Genomic DNA, 16,141 nt, shown 5'->3' with positions numbered 1-16,141 from the left:
ATGAGTGTTGAAACATTTGTTCCTAGCACAAAGCTTATTACCTTGAGCGACAGCGCCATTAAGCATTTTGAAAGCAAGCTTAAAGACAAGCCGGGTCAGTTAATTCGCTTGTCTACCCGTGTAAGTGGCTGTACCGGTTATGCATACGAACTTGATTTTGCTGATAGCGCGAAAGACGGCGATGAAATTGTAGAAATTTCACCAACCCTTCGTGTTGCGGTATCAGAAGATGCTGCCGAGCTAGTACGTAGTACAGAAATTGACTACGTAACTGAAGGCGTGAACGGCATTATTAAGTACAACAACCCAAATGTGGTTGATGAGTGTGGTTGTGGCGAAAGCTTCAACGTTGGCTAACTGCAATATTAAGAAGTTATAGCATGAAGCAGAAGATGGTGGTGACAGAACGAGAGTGTAAAGCACGTCTTGTTCCAGCAGGAAACCCTGCAACCATACCAGAAGGTGAGTTTGTTACGATCACGCAAGATTTAGGTGGAAACTACACGGTTACGTGGCGTGGCAATATGTACCGTATTGACGGCACCGATGCCGATGCAATTGGCCGTAAAGCCCAAGTACTTAACTTCGCTCAGCCTGAAGATGGCAAAGTGAGTGAACAGCAGGTCTGGGACGCGCTTGAAACTATCTTCGACCCTGAAATACCAATTAACTTAGTATCGCTAGGGCTTATCTATAAGGTTAACGTTAACCAAGATAGCGGCGAAGTTGATATTGATATGACGCTAACCGCGCCAGGTTGTGGCATGGGGCCGGTATTGGTAGGCGATGTTGAATATCGTGTAGCACTCGTTCCCTTCGTTACGGCTGTAAATGTAGAGTTAGTATTTGACCCAGCGTGGTCAAGAGAAATGATGAGTGAAGAAGCGCAGCTAGAAGCGGGCCTTTTCTTTTAATAACACAGGATTATTCATGGCATTACCCTCTACTGAAGAAATAATTGATGATTTAGCGTTTTTCGATGATTGGGAACAGCGCTATCAATATATTATCGATTTAGGTAAATCTGTGCCTGGTTTGCCAGAAGACAAGCGCACGGCAGACAGACTGGTAAAAGGTTGCCAAAGCAGTGTGTGGCTGGTTGAATCTTACGACAATAACCTAATTACCTTCGAAGTAGACAGTGACGCAGTGATTGTTCAAGGCTTATTAGCGTTAGTTTTGGCGGCTTATAATAATAAATCGCCGAAAGATATCCTTGAATTTGATATTGATGGCTATTTCGAAGCGCTAGATTTAGAGCGCCATATTACGCCGACTCGTGGAAATGGTCTTCGTGCAATTGTGTCTAAAATTCAACATCTTGCTAAAGAAAACAGTTAGTTAGATAAAAATTGGTGGCGGGCGTTAGGTAAAGTTAAGTGTAATATGCGTCCAAAACCGAGTGCGTTATAAACGCTGTCATAATAGTGTCACCGTTATCACGTGTAGTAGAGCGCCATGGGGTGTTGAAATCGCCGCTGGTCAAGCCGTTAATAATTGCCTATAATTCGCGGCCAAAAATTCATAAGACTTAAATTTGTTTGGAGAAAACAATGGCTCTAGAGCGTACTTTTTCGATTATCAAGCCTGATGCGGTAGCTAAAAACGTTATCGGTGCAATTTACAACCGTTTCGAATCTGCTGGTCTTCGCATCGTGGCATCTAAGATGATCCACATGAGCAAAGAACAAGCTGAAGGTTTCTACGCAGAACATAAAGAACGTCCTTTTTTCGGCGCTCTAGTTGATTTCATGACATCTGGCCCAGTAATGGTTCAGGTTCTTGAAGGCGAAAACGCTGTTGTTAAAAACCGTGAAATCATGGGTGCAACTAACCCAGCTGATGCTGCTGCTGGAACACTTCGTTCTGACTACGCTGCTTCAATTGATGAAAATGCATGTCACGGTTCTGATGCACCAGAATCAGCTGCACGTGAAATTGCTTACTTCTTCTCTGAAGAAGAGATTTGTCCTCGTACGCGTTAATCGCAAACGACCGAATCTAAAAAACGAGGCTTCGGCCTCGTTTTTTGTTTCTGTAAGTCTATTTTTTCAGCTTTATTGTCCGGCCTCTAGTTTTGGCTAGCTTCGTCAAGAAGCCGCAACAATGTAGCAAGTTACACCCTGTATTTAGTCTGTGGGTTACGCTTTTTCTACTTGAACAAGTATGGTAAAATCCGCGCAAATTTTGAACGGCTTTGGTCTATGACTTTTGACCGTTTTGGGCGTAACGTTTTTCTTAGCAGTATTGCTTCTGCTTACGTCCTACAAGTGAACGGCTTTTCACTACTTTTGCTTTAAGAGTAACTCGTTATCTAGAAGCTCCCGATAGAGGCTCATGAAGCTTTAGCTTTATAACCCAAGTAGATTTAGAGCAACATGGATTCGAACCTCCTAATGTCCGTTCGCGTCATCATATTAGCAGTACAAGGCAATAGCCTTGAATAGGTAAAAGGGTCATCATTTTATGGCAAAGACAAATTTGTTAAATCTTAATCGCGAAGGCTTGCGTAATTTCTTCAAAGAAAAAGGAGAAAAACCATTTCGTGCCGATCAGGTAATGAAATGGATTTATCAGCAGGGCGAAAGCGATTTTGAGAAAATGAGCAACCTGAATAAAAACCTGCGCGCTATGCTGATAGAACACTGTGAAGTGAAAGCGCCAGAGATTGCCTATTTTCAAGAAGCTAGCGATGGCACCATTAAGTTTGCGTTAGCGCTTGAGGGCGGTCAGGAAGTGGAGACGGTATGGATCCCAGAAGCTGACCGTGCAACGCTGTGTGTATCGTCACAAGTAGGCTGCGCTCTTGAATGTACGTTCTGCTCTACCGCTCAACAAGGTTTTAACCGTAATTTGAGCGTGAGTGAAATTATTGGTCAAGTATGGCGTGTAGCCACTTTTCTTGGCTTATCAAAAGATACCAGCAAACGTCCTATTACTAACGTAGTCATGATGGGCATGGGTGAGCCTTTGCTTAACCTTAAAAACGTGGTGCCAGCCATGAACATTATGTTAGATGATTTTGGTTTTGGCCTATCTAAGCGCCGCGTAACGTTAAGTACCTCAGGTGTTGTACCTGCACTTGATATGCTGGGCGATCAAATTGACGTGGCCTTGGCGATTTCATTACATGCGCCAAATGACGAGCTGCGCAATGAAATTGTACCAGTGAATAAAAAATACAATATTGAAGCCTTTTTGGCTGGCGTACGCCGTTATCTTGAAAAATCGAAAGCTAATCAAGGTCGAGTGACGGTTGAATACGTTATGCTTTCACATATTAACGACAGCACCGACCAAGCGCATGAATTAGCGAAAGTATTGAAAGATACACCGTGTAAAATAAACTTAATTCCATTTAACCCTTACCCGGGTTCACCGTACCTTTGTTCAAGTAATTCGCGTATCGATAGATTCTCAAAAGTTCTTATGGATTATGGGTTTACCACTGTTGTACGCAAAACACGAGGCGACGATATCGATGCGGCTTGTGGGCAATTAGTAGGTGATGTTGTAGACAGAACTAAGCGATTATTAAAAAAACAGGTGAAGGGCGAAGCGATTTCGGTAAAAATGGCCCAATAATCATTAAGATATTAGGGTAATAACATGCGAATAGGATTGATAGCAGCTGTAGTCTTTTTAGCGGGGTGCGTAAGCAACTCGCAACCTGGGAGTTACAATAGTAACTTTGACCGCCAGGAAGCTGCTAAAACTCGTATGTCTTTAGGGTTAACCTACCTTAAAAACAATAATTATAAACAAGCTAAAGTGAACTTAGACCAAGCGTTGGAGTACGATCCGCGTTCGGCTGAGGTCAACTATGCAATTGCTTACTACTATCAACTGGTAGGGGACGTTAAGCGAGCAGATGATCTCTATCAAACGGCAATGTCGTTAGCACCCTATAACGGTGATATCGCAAACAGCTATGGCGCGTTTAAGTGTCAAGATGGTGATTACGAGGGCGCTAAGGAGTACTTCCTTAAGGCCGTGAGTAATCAACAATATGCTAATTCAGCAGAAACTTACGAAAATCTCGCCTTATGTGCACAAAGCCAAGGCAATGTTGATGATGCTATTACCTACTTTCAAAGTGCACTTAAACACCAACCCTTACGTGCTAAAAGTTTATATTTACTGACAGAGCTTTATATTGCCACCGAGCAGTGGACATCAGCGAAGTACACGTTAGACAAGTACCAACGCGTTGCTAAACCTTCTCCCGATTCCTTATGGTTGTCCTTTGAAATACACCAAGGAACAAACGACTGGGAAGGGGCAAAAGAAGTAGGGTATAAATTATCAACCTTATTTCCTGACAGCCCGTATACAGCGGAATATAAGAATATATTAGCGCAGCATACTCCACAGGTTGAACGAAAAGTAAAAGGGGAAGATACTAATGCTGATACAGTATCTAACTCAGCACATGCGAATACAGAAACAAAAACGGGATTGTCTTCCCAGCAAGCGCAATTCCACATAGTAAAGGCGAACGAAAACCTTTATCGTATTTCTCTGAAGCATAACATTAAAATTACCTCGCTGAAGGAGTGGAACAACATTGAAAATGCTGGCTCGATTTTTGCCGGTATGAAGCTTTGGTTAGTACCACAACACATGCAAGGGGAATAGGAAGTCGAATGGTGGCAGAACAACAAACGACTGAAGAAGCAGGTTTAGCACAAGAATCTACCGTGCCAAGCCCAGGTAAAATGCTTCGAGAGCGACGGGAATCGCTAGGGCTAACGCAGCAACAAATTGCTGATAAGCTTTTCTTGAAAGTCACTCAAATCAATGCCTTAGAAGAAGATGCTGTGGATAAAACCACATCTATTACTTTTACAAAAGGCTACGTAAGAAACTACGCAAAACAACTAGGATTAAATGCCGAACATGTTGTTGCTGCCTTCGAGCAATATCATACAAGTGTAGAACCACCGGCCAAACTGCAGAGTTTCTCTCGTCGTGTCGCTAAACAGACACACGACGATCGCTGGATGATGGTTACCTATATTATTTTATTGCTGATAATCGGTGGTATTGTAGCCTGGTGGGTTCAACAACCTAGTGATGAAGCTATCGTTGAAGCGCCTAATCTTGAAAAAATTAAAGAAGAAGCTGCCAACACCCCCATTCCTCAAGCAACTAACCGCACTAATTCGGGTGTGTTAAACGGCGCAAGTACTAATACAGCAACAAGTACTAATACGGGCACTGATGTGCAGAGCACTGCACTTCCTCAATCTATCGATGGTAATAGCAACGTAAACAATAGCGTTGTGCCTTCACCATCCAATAGTCAAGGTAATAGCAGTAATACAGATGATGAAAGCTTACCGCCGTCTGCAGGTATTAATGAAAGTAATAACCTGACTGCATTGGTGAGCGATTCCGACTCCGGTGAAATCCGCTTAGGTAGCCAAGTTGCTAGCAACTCATCGAGTTCAGGTAGTCAAAGTGGGGCAGTGCCTATTTCGATGACATTTACCTTTGACGATGATTGCTGGGTGAACATAAAAGACGCAACCGGTGAGGCAATTGCTTACGGTGTTAAGCAATCTGGCCGCGTAATGGAAATTCAAGGTGTGCCTCCTGTTGCAGTTACACTCGGCAAACCGGATAATGTCCGTATATCAGTTAATGGCGACCCCGTGGATATCACGGCCTTTCAAAACGGCCAGATAGCGCGATTCTCGCTTCCTATGTAGGTAATTAGATGTTTGCAGAAAGTCCTATCAAACGCAGAAAGTCCACGCGTATTAATGTAGGTAATATTCCTATTGGCGATGGTGCACCCATTGCCGTTCAATCTATGACGAATACTCGTACCACTGATGTGGCTGCGACGGTCGATCAAATTAATCGTATTGTTGCCGTAGGTGGTGAGATTGTTCGTGTTTCCGTACCTACCATGGACGCTGCTGAAGCATTCAAAGAAATTCGCAAACAAGTAAGCACGCCTTTGGTCGCTGATATTCATTTCGACTATCGCATTGCGCTTAAAGTGGCCGAGTACGGTGTTGATTGTTTGCGAATTAACCCTGGTAATATTGGCAATATGGAACGAGTACGTTCCGTGGTTGATTGTGCCAAAGACAAAAATATCCCCATTCGCATTGGCGTAAATGGCGGGTCGCTAGAAAAAGACTTACAAGAGAAATATGGCGAACCTACGCCTGAAGCTTTGGTTGAGTCGGCTATGCGACATGTAGACATACTCGATAAGCTTAACTTCGACCAATTCAAAGTGAGTGTAAAAGCCTCTGATGTGTTTCTGGCGGTTGGGGCTTATCGATTATTAGCGCAGCAAATCGATCAACCACTACATTTGGGTATCACTGAAGCGGGCGGTCAACGTGCAGGTGCAGTGAAAAGCTCTGTGGGTCTAGGTATGCTTTTGGCAGAAGGTATTGGTGATACTATTCGTATTTCACTGGCTGCCGATCCGGTTGAAGAAATTAAAGTGGGTTTCGACATTTTAAAGTCGCTCCGAATCCGCTCTCGCGGCATTAACTTCATCGCGTGCCCGAGTTGTTCAAGACAAGAGTTCGATGTTATCGGTACGGTAAACGCGTTAGAACAACGCCTTGAAGATATTCTAACGCCTATGGACGTTTCTATTATCGGCTGTGTCGTGAATGGTCCTGGTGAAGCTGAGGTATCAGACTTAGGTTTAACCGGCGCCAGAAACATGAGCGGTTTATACGAAGATGGTAAGCGTGTGAAAGAGCGATTAGCCAACGATGACCTTATCGATAAGCTTGAAGCAAGAATTCGAGCTAAAGCAACCCGTATGAGCGAAGCCAACAAAATACAGGTATCGGTGAAAGACTAAGCCTGTACGATTGTTGTTTATCTACAAAGCCCCTATAATGCGGGGCTTTTCACTATTTAGCAGTATGAGAATTTCACGTGGCTAAGACTATTCAGGCAATTCGCGGAATGAATGATTGCCTGCCGGAAGTATCCGGTACATGGCAGAAAGTAGAATCTGTACTCCGTCAAGTGGTGGCCAGTTATGGTTATCAAGAAATTCGCACGCCTATTGTAGAGAGCACTGACTTGTTCAAGCGCTCTATTGGCGAAGTGACCGACATTGTCGAAAAGGAAATGTATACCTTTGAGGACAGAAATGGCGACAGTTTAACCCTTCGCCCTGAAGGTACTGCCAGCACGGTGCGTGCCGGTAATGAGCATGGTTTGTTATATAACCAACAGCAACGCTTGTGGTACATGGGGCCAATGTTCCGCCACGAACGCCCTCAGAAAGGTCGTTATCGCCAATTCCACCAGTTCGGTGTTGAAACCTATGGCCTTGATGGCCCCGATATCGATTTGGAAGTCATTTTATTAAGCGCTCGACTATGGAAAGCGTTTGGTATTGAAAAGCACGTTACCTTGCAAATTAACTCATTAGGTTCAAACGAAGCCCGTCAGGCCTATCGTGAAACTTTAATTAGTTATTTGAAAGAACGCGCAGATAAGCTTGATGAAGAATCGCTTCGCCGGTTAGAGTCAAACCCACTTCGTGTACTTGATAGCAAGAACCCGAATGTGCAAGCAGCCATTGCTGATGCGCCGTCATTACTTGATCATTTAGATGAAGAATCTAAAACTCACTTTGACAGCTTATGTGAACGCTTAACACAAGCAGGTATTTCATTTGAAATTAACCCTCGCTTAGTGCGTGGGCTGGATTATTATAATCGCACCGTTTTTGAGTGGGTAACCGAAAGCTTAGGTTCACAAGGCACAGTCTGTGCGGGCGGCCGATATGACGGTTTGGTAGAACAGCTAGGCGGAAAAGCCACACCTGCGGTAGGTTTTGCTATGGGTATGGAACGTTTAGTACTCTTGCTTACCACATTAAGTGAAGACGCATTAGATACTAGTAGTGCTGATGTGTACGTTACCGCGATGGGCGATGATGCTCAGGCTTATGCTTTGGAAGTATCAGAACACCTTCGTGACACCTTGCCTAATGTACGGGTGATGATGCACTGTGGCGGCGGAAACTTTAAAAAACAATTAAAACGCGGTGACAAAACAGGGGCACGTTTTGCCTTGTTGTTAGGGTCACAAGAAATGCAATCACGTGAAGTAGCAGTAAAGCCGTTACGTGATGGTCAAGAGCAACAGACAATCGCTTTTAATGCGTTGTCGAGCACTATTGCCGACCTGCTGAACGCATAATAAGAGGAAATCATGGAACAATTCGCAACAGAAGATCAACAAGTAGAAGCGATTAAACGCTTTTGGAAAGAGCACGGTACCGCCATTATTGTTGGCGCAGCATTGGGGCTAGGTGGCCTTTGGGGCTGGCGTTATTACTCTGATACGCAGATGGCAACCAAAGAAGCGGCATCAGTGGAATACCAAAATGCAGTTGAAACCTATGGTGAAGAAGGTAGCGCAGATAAAATTACCGCCTTTATTAACGCAAACGAAGACTCAGGTTACGCCAGTGTTGCTAGCCTTTTGGCAGCAAAACAAGCTGTAGATGCTGGCGATTTTGACGCCGCTGCATCACACCTAAATCGTGTGGTTACCTTTGCTGAAAATGAAGAATTAAAAGCGCTAGCCGCTATTCGTTTAACACGAGTACAAATTGAAATGAACCAGCTAGACGCAGCGTTGTCTACGCTAGGCAATATTACGAACGAAGCATTTGCTGCTGAAGTATCTGAACTGAAAGGTGATGTATATCAGCAACAAAGTAAATTTGATGATGCTCGTTTAGCCTACTCAGGTGCGCTTGAAAAAAATGCCAACAACCCGTTATTGCAAATGAAGTTAGACAACTTAGCCGTTGCTGCGGGCCAATAAGCTGGTACATAAAAATAAAGAGGTAAGCAATTTGTTTCACAATACGTGTGGCCGTAAGGGCCGATTTGCTCGGGCGATGGGCATGGCATTGGCCATTTCTGTAACGCTTTCTGGTTGTTCTACCGTCTCTGATTGGTTTGCAGATGAAGAAGAGCTCGAAATTCGCCGTTTGAAACCAATCGATGCGAAGTTTACGCCTTCAGTAAAATGGGACAGAGACATCGGCGACGGTGTTGATCATTATTTCTCTCGCCTTCGCCCAGTGTATGCTTACGAAAACCTTTATGCCGCTGACCGCCATGGCAGTGTTGTGGCTATGAACCCAGAGAACGGTGATGTTTTATGGGAACGTGACTTCGCTGTATTCGAAGGTGATGGTTGGTGGGACTCTATTGCACGCCTTTGGCGTAGTGGAGCAAGTGCGCGTATTGGTGGCATTTCCGTTGCCGACAGATTGTTATTTGTAGGCACAGAAAACGGCGTTGTAATGGCACTTGATTACGAAACCGGCGAAACCAAATGGGAAGCGTCTGTTCCTGGTGAAGTGTTAGCGGCGCCTTCTGCTGACGAAGGTATTTTAGTTGTTAATACCGGCGCGGGTACCTTATTTGGCTTTGATACTCGAACTGGTGAACAGTTATGGCGACATGAAGGCGATACACCGCCATTAACCCTTCGTGGTATTTCTGGCCCAGTAGCGGCAAACGGCGGCGCCTTGATAGGAACCCCTACGGGTAAGTTGCAAGTTAACTTACTTGAGTCAGGTATTCTTGCTTGGGAAACCGTTATTGCCACGCCAACGGGCGCGACAGAGTTGGAGCGTATTGTTGACCTTGATACCACCCCCGTGCTTTTTGGTGGCACCATTTATACGGTTTCTTACAATGGTACGCTGGCAGCAGTAGAGCTGCGCAGTGGTCGTATTATCTGGAAGCGTGAGTACGGTTCGTATCGCAACCTAAGCATTGAAGGAAACAGTATTTTTGTTGTAGATAACAACTCTAATATTTATGCTCTAGACAGACGAAACGGTGTAGAGCTTTGGTCACAAGGTAGCCTGAAGTCTCGTTCTGTTACTGCGGCAACGCCAGTGGGTGAGCATATTGTTGTTGGTGACAACTGGGGTTTCGTTCATTGGATTGAACAAGAAACTGGCCAAATAGTGGCTCGCGTTGATGTAGGCGGCGATGATGAAGACGATGCTATATACGATGCACCATTAAACGTTGACGGTGTGGTAGTAACCATGACCCGTAACGGCGTAGTGGCAGCCATTTCTACGTTGTAGCCTGTTCAACAACATAATTTGTTGGATTGTTGGTCTAATATCTTCTGTTAGGCTGACGCATCATACCTAAACAGGTATAATGCCCAATCACACTCTGACCGCAAGTAAGCTATGCTTACTTGCGGTTTGTGTTTTTTAGCTTTTTTCCTTTAGGATTTGATACATGTTGCCCGTTGTTGCTTTGGTAGGCCGCCCTAATGTGGGTAAGTCCACCTTGTTTAATCGTTTAACTAATACACGAGATGCGCTGGTCGCTGATTACCCAGGGCTTACCCGTGACCGCAAGTACGGTCAGGCTAAGTTTGAGCAGCGTCAATTCATCGTGGTGGATACCGGCGGTATCACGGGTGACGAAGAAGGTATTGATGCTGAAATGGCGCAGCAGTCACTTTTAGCCATTGAAGAAGCCGACGTAGTCTTATTACTTGTTGATGCCAGAGCAGGCCTACTGCCTGCAGATCAAGGGATCGCTGACCATATTCGTCGCCTCAATAAAAAAGTGTTTGTTGTTGCAAATAAAGTCGACGGCATTGATGGCGATAGCGAAAGCGCTGACTTTTACGCGCTGGGCTTAGGCACGGTTAAGCAAATCGCCGCGGCTCATGGACGTGGTGTAAGCCAGTTACTTCAAGATGCTCTAGTGCCACTTGAAGCGTCTTTTCCTGACATGCGTATTGTTGAAGAAGTTCAAGAAGAAGAGATTGATGCTGAAGAACAGCTTAAGCGTCTTCAAGAACAGCCTATTAAGCTGGCCATTGTTGGAAAGCCTAACGTAGGTAAGTCTACGTTAACGAATCGTATTTTAGGTGAAGAACGGGTTGTTGTTTTTGACCTTCCAGGTACCACCCGCGATAGCGTTTTCATTCCAATGGAACGTGACGACCGTGAATATATTCTTATCGATACCGCTGGGGTTCGCAAACGCAGAAAAGTGAATGAGGCGGTTGAAAAATTCTCTATCGTTAAAACATTGCAAGCGATTGATGAAGCGAACGTTGTGCTGATGATTATTGATGCCCGAGAGGGCATTACCGACCAAGACTTAAGCTTACTCGGCTTTGTGTTAAATTCAGGTCGCTCACTGGTGATTGCAGTGAATAAGTGGGACGGACTTAGCACAGATATCAAAAACGATATCAAACGAGAACTCGATCGCCGTCTTGGTTTTATCGACTTTGCACGTTTGCACTTTATTTCTGCAATGCACGGCACCGGTGTAGGTAACTTATTCGAATCTGTACAAGAAGCTTACCTAAGCGCCACTAAGCGTATTAATACTTCCATGCTTACCCAAATTATGGAAATGGCTCAAGATGACCATCAGCCGCCGCTAGTTCGCGGTCGTCGTGTTAAAATGAAATATGCACATGCTGGTGGTTATAACCCGCCTGTCATTGTTATTCACGGTAACCAAGTTGATGATTTACCTACGTCGTACAAGCGCTTCTTGATGAACTACTTCCGTAAAGCGCTTCAGGTGATGGGCACGCCTATACGCATCGAATTTAGGGAAGGGGCTAACCCGTTTGAAGGCAAAAAGAACAAGCTTACGCTTACTCAAGAACGTAAACGTAAGCGTTTACTGTCTTATCATAGTAAGAAAAAGTAACACTTAATCGGAAAAAGCTTGGTAATTAAGCGTTTTGGGCAATGGCGATATGCAGGTTTGAAACGTTATTATTCCAAACATATAAAAAGGTCGGCGCTATCAATAGCGCCGACCTTTTTGGTTTTATGTGGGGTGTACTTCACGCGTTTATTTACTTGAGCATGGCGCGAACTTGCTGCATAAGCATAGATTCTTCTGGCACTGTGATATGTGCAATGAGTTCGTGGGCTAAGTTGTCAGAGAAGTCACTAGGGAAGGTGGTGGCCACTTTTACTATCTTATCTTTGCGCGTAAATACATAGGTTGTCGCGAAAATAGGATCGTCTACTGCTGACTCAGCTTTAAGCGCTAAGCGCCACCCATTGGCAAAACCTACTACATTGAAAGGGGATATCGGCTGGGCTTGAGACAAGGTTAAATTACGCGCGTGGGCAACGTGGTCAGCTTTGTTCCAATCTTCATCTAATTGCTGGTGAAGCAAAGCGTCGGTGCGGGCTGAGTTTTCAGTATTAGCAGTGCTGGCCGTTTTCCTTTGATTACTTGGCGTATTCGTGTCGAGTTTAGCCAATATGGGATAAACCGTTACATCAACTAACGCATCTTCAAAGAAAGGGTGGGTATACCTGGTAATTGAGCCTTTGAAGGGGTCTGGGTACAGCTGAGTATCAAGTCTGGTGAAATCACCTAAAGACTCCGGCACACTTAGATGGTTGCCGTAATCGCTCGCGTTTAACGCATGATATAAAAACTCTGGGGTGAACAGCCCGTTTTCGGTAGCATGTTTATACCACGATAGTAGCGGTTCTATGGCTTTCTTTGTTGCCGTTTCATTGCTATTCACCTGACTGCTAATAACCAAAGAATCAATCTCTATTCCTCGCCATTGCAGTGTTAATTCAGTGAAGTGTTTCTCTTCGTTTAGTTCTTCGTTTAGTTCTTCGTCTAGTTCTTCATCTAGCTCTTCGTCTAGTTCTTCATCTAGCTCTTCAAGTAGCGCCTCACTAAGCGCTCTACTCATAGTGGAAGTTTCATCTTGCTTAGCCACGTTGGCAATAAGTAGTTCGTAGTCTGAGTCATTGCCAAAAGGCTTAATCTCAGTAAACCAAGACTTTGCTATCAGTGCTGAGATAAATGCTTCTGGGGTAATAGTATCTTCAATACAATCCTGAGTAGTCTCTGTATCGCCACAGGCATCCAAAAGGGTTTCACTGGGGTAAGTAGAAAAGACCGCCAGAGAAACTGCTATTGCAGGAACTTCAGGCGCAGGTGCCGATAAAGATGAGGGTTCAGGCAACACCGGTAACTCAGATAATACTGCTTGTTGTTGACCATAAACTGCCGGAGCGCATAAAGAGGCTAGCGCAAGTAGCAACCAGCCCGAACGCGAAAAAATAGGAAACAAAGGCCAACCTTTATTGATGACGACGAATTTCCACTATTTTACTGGTTATTTCTCCATCAGTCACTCGAGACATAAGTATATCGTTTTCTTTAACGGTATCTACAGAGGTAACTGCCTTTCCGTTTGACATCGTAATACTGTAGCCTCGCGACAATGTAGAAAGCGGACTAACCGACTGCAATAAACCCACTTTTGCAGCAAAAGCTTGTTGTTTACTATTTACTAACTGCTTCATGTTGTTACATAGCGCTTTATGGGTTTGTATCATGCGCGCTTTAGCTTGATTCACACGCTCTGTGGGGTTTTGTCGCGCTAAGCGATTATCGACAGACTCAAACCGTTTATTTTCGATAGCGAGTTTATTGTCAATAGCATGGCTTAAACGCAATTGTAGTCTGTCGAGGGCTTGCCACTGATTTTGTATTTTGCTTTGCGGGTGTACTGACTGCAATCGTTGATGCTGCAGTTTATGTTGCTGAGCTAAGTGACTAAGTTTTTGCAGCATGGCACGGGTTAAGCGCTGCTTATATTGAACTAAGCTCTCGCTGAGCGCGTTCGTATCTTGGCTCAATATTTCCGCGGCCGCCGAAGGGGTAGGGGCGCGTAAATCGGCAACAAAATCAGCAATAGTAAAATCAACTTCATGCCCAACGGCGCTGATTAACGGTAATTGTGACTCGGCAATTTCTCTAGCAAGGTTTTCATTGTTAAAACACCATAAGTCTTCTAACGAGCCACCACCACGGGTTAGCAAGAGTGCATCTACTTCATTTCGTTGATTCGCAGTGCGAAGGGCGTTAATGAGTTGATTAGGCGCGGTTTCACCTTGCACCATAGAAGGGTAAACAATGACTTCAGTTTGTGGACTACGGCGTTTCAATACACTAAGTACATCATGCAGTGCCGCGCCTGTTGAGGAGGTAATAACACCAATTCGATTAATAACCTCAGGCATGGGGCGCTTGCGGTCAACACTAAATAAGCCTTCAGCGTTGAGTTTTGCTTTTAACGCTTCATAGGCTTGCTGCAGGGCACCTTCGCCATCGCTCTCCATATGCTCTATGACAAGCTGGTAGTCGCCACGTGCTTCGTAGATACCTACAGATGCCCTTACGAGCACCTTATCGCCTTCTTTCGGGCGCTGTTTCACAGCACGATTCGTATTTTTAAACATGGCAGCACGCACTTGTGCCTTGTTATCTTTTAACGTGAAATACCAATGACCGGAAGCGGCACTCACAAAATTAGATATTTCAGCGGATAACCAAATAAGTCCCACTTCGCTTTCAAGCACGGTTCGAGCGAGCCGATTAAGCTTAGTAACTGTTAAAATTTGTCGCGATGTAGAGGGTGAAGATGTAAACATAAGAAAAAATCGTCTGGTTTAATAAAATAGAGTTTACCTGAAATCTAAAAAACACTACAATTGCGCCGCAATTAACCCTCAACTGAATAGGTGTTGTTGCATGCTACGAATCATCCAAGAAGCCCTGACGTTCGACGATGTGTTGCTGGTTCCCGGCCACTCGACAGTTCTTCCACATACTGCCAAACTTCAAACTCGTCTAACTCGTGGTGTCACGTTAAATATCCCTATGGTATCTGCAGCGATGGACACCGTCTCTGAAGCACGCCTAGCGATTGCACTTGCTCAAGAGGGCGGCATCGGTTTCATTCACAAAAACATGGAACCTGCGCAGCAGGCAAAACATGTTCGTGAAGTGAAAAAGTACGAAAGTGGCGTGGTTTCAGACCCCGTTACGGTTGCTAAAGACGCCACTATCGGCGAAGTTATTACCCTTTCTAAGCGTCTAGGTTACTCTGGTTTTCCGGTAACCGATCATCAAAATAATTTAATTGGTATCGTGACTGGTCGAGATTTACGTTTCGAAAAGCGCCTAGAACTACCAATCAGTAATGTTATGACGGGTAAAGACGACCTTGTTACTGTTAAAGAAGGTGCAAGTTCAGATCAAGTACTCGATCTTATGCATGAACACCGCATTGAAAAAATTCTTGTGGTTGATGATGCGTTCAAGCTTACTGGTCTTATTACCGTTAAAGATTTCCAAAAAGCAGAAAACAAACCGAATGCCTGTAAAGATTCATTGGGTCGGTTACGTGTTGGTGCAGCAGTTAGCGTTGGGCCAGGTACTGATGAGCGTATTCAACTTTTAGTTGAAGCCGGTGTAGATGTTTTACTTATCGATACCTCTCACGGACACTCACAGGGCGTTATTGACCGCGTTAAGAAAGTGCGAAGTGATTATCCTGATGTACAAATTATTGCGGGTAATGTTGCAACCGGTGATGGTGCAAAAGCACTGGCTGATGCAGGCGTTGATGCAGTTAAAGTAGGAATTGGCCCTGGCTCGATTTGTACTACCCGTATAGTGACCGGTTGTGGTGTACCACAAATTACTGCGGTATCGGACGCTGTTGATGCACTTGCAGGTACGGACATTCCGGTTATTGCCGATGGCGGTATTCGTTTTTCTGGTGATATCGCGAAAGCCCTAGCGGCTGGCGCAAGCTGCGTAATGGTAGGTAGTATGTTAGCGGGAACAGAAGAAGCGCCAGGTGAAGTTGAGCTTTATCAAGGTCGTTACTTTAAATCGTATCGCGGTATGGGATCGCTTGGTGCAATGAACCAAAATCACGGTTCATCTGATCGTTACTTTCAAGAATCAAATAATGCAGAAAAGCTTGTGCCTGAAGGTATTGAAGGTCGCGTAGCCTATAAAGGGCCTATTGCGAATATCATCCATCAGCAAATGGGCGGGCTACGCTCAGCCATGGGCCTAACCGGTTGTGGCAGTATTGACGAGCTTCGTACAAAAGCGCAGTTTGTTCGTGTTACCTCTGCAGGTATGGGCGAGTCACACGTTCATGATGTTAGCATTACTAAAGAAGCGCCAAACTACCGTCTAGGCTAGATTCACGACAAGTTATATTTATATACAGCGCATTGAGAGGCGGGTAGCTTCCCGCCTTATTGCCGCCTTCGTTC

Annotated in this window: 15 protein-coding genes; 13 read left to right on the top strand and 2 right to left on the bottom strand. The window is 44.7% G+C overall.

What is annotated here, in order from left to right:
* The 12 genes from ALT761_RS13880 to der all read left to right on the top strand — a co-directional run bounded on the left by ALT761_RS13880 (window position 1) and on the right by der (window position 11,729).
* Window positions 1-357: a HesB/IscA family protein gene (locus ALT761_RS13880; protein WP_013783279.1), complete on the top strand. Its 357-nt coding sequence runs from the start codon at window positions 1-3 to the stop codon at window positions 355-357.
* Window positions 358-380: 23 nt separating this feature from the next.
* Complete coding sequence (sufT, locus tag ALT761_RS13875; protein WP_129739513.1) at window positions 381-914, top strand: putative Fe-S cluster assembly protein SufT; 534 nt, start codon at window positions 381-383, stop codon at window positions 912-914.
* A gap of 16 nt (window positions 915-930) precedes the next feature.
* On the top strand, window positions 931-1,341 hold the full coding sequence (locus tag ALT761_RS13870; protein WP_013783281.1) for a SufE family protein: 411 nt from the start codon (window positions 931-933) through the stop codon (window positions 1,339-1,341).
* 212 nt (window positions 1,342-1,553) lie between these two features.
* Complete coding sequence (ndk, locus tag ALT761_RS13865) at window positions 1,554-1,985, top strand: nucleoside-diphosphate kinase (protein WP_013783282.1); 432 nt, start codon at window positions 1,554-1,556, stop codon at window positions 1,983-1,985.
* Window positions 1,986-2,466: 481 nt separating this feature from the next.
* Window positions 2,467-3,585, top strand: coding sequence for a bifunctional tRNA (adenosine(37)-C2)-methyltransferase TrmG/ribosomal RNA large subunit methyltransferase RlmN (locus ALT761_RS13860; RefSeq protein ID WP_013783283.1), 1,119 nt, complete (start codon window positions 2,467-2,469; stop codon window positions 3,583-3,585).
* A gap of 24 nt (window positions 3,586-3,609) precedes the next feature.
* On the top strand, window positions 3,610-4,638 hold the full coding sequence (gene pilW / locus ALT761_RS13855) for a type IV pilus biogenesis/stability protein PilW (RefSeq protein ID WP_129739511.1): 1,029 nt from the start codon (window positions 3,610-3,612) through the stop codon (window positions 4,636-4,638).
* A gap of 8 nt (window positions 4,639-4,646) precedes the next feature.
* On the top strand, window positions 4,647-5,714 hold the full coding sequence (locus ALT761_RS13850; RefSeq protein WP_129739509.1) for a RodZ domain-containing protein: 1,068 nt from the start codon (window positions 4,647-4,649) through the stop codon (window positions 5,712-5,714).
* An 8-nt stretch (window positions 5,715-5,722) separates the two neighbouring features.
* Entirely contained in the window at window positions 5,723-6,841 is a 1,119-nt protein-coding gene (ispG, locus tag ALT761_RS13845) for a flavodoxin-dependent (E)-4-hydroxy-3-methylbut-2-enyl-diphosphate synthase (protein WP_013783286.1), read from the top strand.
* Window positions 6,842-6,918: 77 nt separating this feature from the next.
* Window positions 6,919-8,199, top strand: a complete 1,281-nt coding sequence (gene hisS, locus ALT761_RS13840) for a histidine--tRNA ligase (RefSeq protein WP_129739507.1) — start codon at window positions 6,919-6,921, stop codon at window positions 8,197-8,199.
* Window positions 8,200-8,211: 12 nt separating this feature from the next.
* Window positions 8,212-8,832 (top strand): YfgM family protein, encoded by a 621-nt coding sequence (locus ALT761_RS13835; RefSeq protein WP_013783288.1) that lies wholly within the window; start codon window positions 8,212-8,214, stop codon window positions 8,830-8,832.
* A gap of 31 nt (window positions 8,833-8,863) precedes the next feature.
* Window positions 8,864-10,120 carry an outer membrane protein assembly factor BamB gene (gene bamB, locus ALT761_RS13830; protein WP_083820133.1) on the top strand — a complete coding sequence of 419 codons (1,257 nt, stop codon included), beginning with the start codon at window positions 8,864-8,866 and terminating at the stop codon, window positions 10,118-10,120.
* A gap of 163 nt (window positions 10,121-10,283) precedes the next feature.
* Window positions 10,284-11,729 (top strand): ribosome biogenesis GTPase Der, encoded by a 1,446-nt coding sequence (der, locus tag ALT761_RS13825; RefSeq protein WP_129739505.1) that lies wholly within the window; start codon window positions 10,284-10,286, stop codon window positions 11,727-11,729.
* Window positions 11,730-11,880: 151 nt separating this feature from the next.
* Here der and ALT761_RS20655 read toward each other — a convergent pair whose 3' ends face one another.
* Both ALT761_RS20655 and xseA read right to left on the bottom strand, forming a co-directional pair.
* Window positions 11,881-13,131, bottom strand: a complete 1,251-nt coding sequence (locus ALT761_RS20655) for a hypothetical protein (protein ID WP_172602891.1) — start codon at window positions 13,129-13,131, stop codon at window positions 11,881-11,883.
* Between the two features lie 10 nt (window positions 13,132-13,141).
* Window positions 13,142-14,497, bottom strand: coding sequence for an exodeoxyribonuclease VII large subunit (gene xseA, locus ALT761_RS13815; RefSeq protein ID WP_129739501.1), 1,356 nt, complete (start codon window positions 14,495-14,497; stop codon window positions 13,142-13,144).
* Between the two features lie 100 nt (window positions 14,498-14,597).
* Here xseA and guaB point away from each other — a divergent pair, with 100 nt between their 5' ends.
* The gene (gene guaB, locus ALT761_RS13810; RefSeq protein WP_013783293.1) at window positions 14,598-16,067 is read left to right on the top strand and encodes an IMP dehydrogenase; all 1,470 of its coding nucleotides are present in this window, start codon (window positions 14,598-14,600) and stop codon (window positions 16,065-16,067) included.
* Window positions 16,068-16,141 lie beyond the last annotated feature (74 nt).

The sequence above is a fragment of the Alteromonas sp. 76-1 genome (assembly GCF_900654235.1).
Lineage (GTDB): Bacteria > Pseudomonadota > Gammaproteobacteria > Enterobacterales > Alteromonadaceae > Alteromonas > Alteromonas naphthalenivorans.
This window is presented reverse-complemented; position numbering and strand designations above follow the sequence as displayed.

Excerpts from the sequence above, each read along its gene's own strand:
- ALT761_RS13860 (WP_013783283.1), top strand. The coding sequence starts at position 2,467 with ATGGCAAAGACAAATTTGTTAAATCTTAATCGCGAAGGCTTGCGTAAT.
- guaB (WP_013783293.1), top strand. The coding sequence starts at position 14,598 with ATGCTACGAATCATCCAAGAAGCCCTGACGTTCGACGATGTGTTGCTG.
- ALT761_RS13835 (WP_013783288.1), top strand. The coding sequence starts at position 8,212 with ATGGAACAATTCGCAACAGAAGATCAACAAGTAGAAGCGATTAAACGC.
- ALT761_RS13850 (WP_129739509.1), top strand. The coding sequence starts at position 4,647 with ATGGTGGCAGAACAACAAACGACTGAAGAAGCAGGTTTAGCACAAGAA.
- der (WP_129739505.1), top strand. The coding sequence starts at position 10,284 with ATGTTGCCCGTTGTTGCTTTGGTAGGCCGCCCTAATGTGGGTAAGTCC.
- ispG (WP_013783286.1), top strand. The coding sequence starts at position 5,723 with ATGTTTGCAGAAAGTCCTATCAAACGCAGAAAGTCCACGCGTATTAAT.
- ndk (WP_013783282.1), top strand. The coding sequence starts at position 1,554 with ATGGCTCTAGAGCGTACTTTTTCGATTATCAAGCCTGATGCGGTAGCT.
- ALT761_RS13880 (WP_013783279.1), top strand. The coding sequence starts at position 1 with ATGAGTGTTGAAACATTTGTTCCTAGCACAAAGCTTATTACCTTGAGC.
- xseA (WP_129739501.1), bottom strand. The coding sequence starts at position 14,497 with ATGTTTACATCTTCACCCTCTACATCGCGACAAATTTTAACAGTTACT.
- pilW (WP_129739511.1), top strand. The coding sequence starts at position 3,610 with ATGCGAATAGGATTGATAGCAGCTGTAGTCTTTTTAGCGGGGTGCGTA.
- ALT761_RS13870 (WP_013783281.1), top strand. The coding sequence starts at position 931 with ATGGCATTACCCTCTACTGAAGAAATAATTGATGATTTAGCGTTTTTC.
- sufT (WP_129739513.1), top strand. The coding sequence starts at position 381 with ATGAAGCAGAAGATGGTGGTGACAGAACGAGAGTGTAAAGCACGTCTT.